The organism is Microvirga vignae (assembly GCF_001017175.1).
Lineage (GTDB): Bacteria > Pseudomonadota > Alphaproteobacteria > Rhizobiales > Beijerinckiaceae > Microvirga > Microvirga vignae.
Map to the genome: position 1 here is coordinate 1 of NZ_LCYG01000075.1, position 746 is coordinate 746.

Sequence of the window (746 nt, forward strand, 5' to 3'; positions counted from 1 at the left end):
ATGGCATCCGGCGCAGACCCGACCGCGAAGGCCTCGCTCGGCACCAAGGCAAGGCCCGATTGTCGCGCATGGACGTTGAGGTCAGCCCGGCGCCAGCGCTCCGGCAGGGTCAGCCACAGGTGATGCCCCTCCGGATGCGCCTGGAACTCCAGCCCTTGCAGAACCCGCTTCGCGATAATCTGTCGTGCGGCGCTCTCCTCGCGGATTGCTGCCGTGATGGCGTCCAGCGTGCCGTCCAGGATCCACCTCGAGGCCAGCGCCGCCATGAGAGGCGGCATCATCAGGGACATGGCACGGATCTCCGCCGCGAGCCGCAGGGTCTCGGCGAATCCCGGCGTGACGACGTAGGCCGTGCGCAGGGCCGGCGTCACGCATTTCGATAGGGTGGCGATGTGCCAGGTGAGGTCGGGTGCGAGCGCCGCAATCGGTGCCGGAGCCTGTCGGGGCAGCGCTCCGTAGGCATCGTCCTCAATGATCGCGATGCCATTGCGCCTCGCCACCTCGGCAATGGCTTCGCGTCGCTTGGCCGACATGGTGGCGGTCGTCGGATTGTGGATGGTGGGAACGCAGTAGACCGCCTTCGGCCTCTCGCGTTGGCAGGTCTCACCAAGTGCGTCGGGATCGAGCCCCTCCCCGTCCATGGCCACCGGGACCAGCCGCACCTTGAGCTGCTCGGCGATCGCCCGCAGGCCCGGGTAGGTGAGATCCGGGACGCAGATGGCATCGCCCGGCTGCACGAGGATCCG

The 746-nt window shown here is 68.4% G+C and carries 1 protein-coding gene; it reads right to left on the bottom strand.

Annotated features, from left to right (window positions below):
• Positions 1-746: aminotransferase-like domain-containing protein (locus tag AA309_RS36815; RefSeq protein WP_244470485.1), on the bottom strand; the 746-nt coding region annotated here is incomplete at both ends.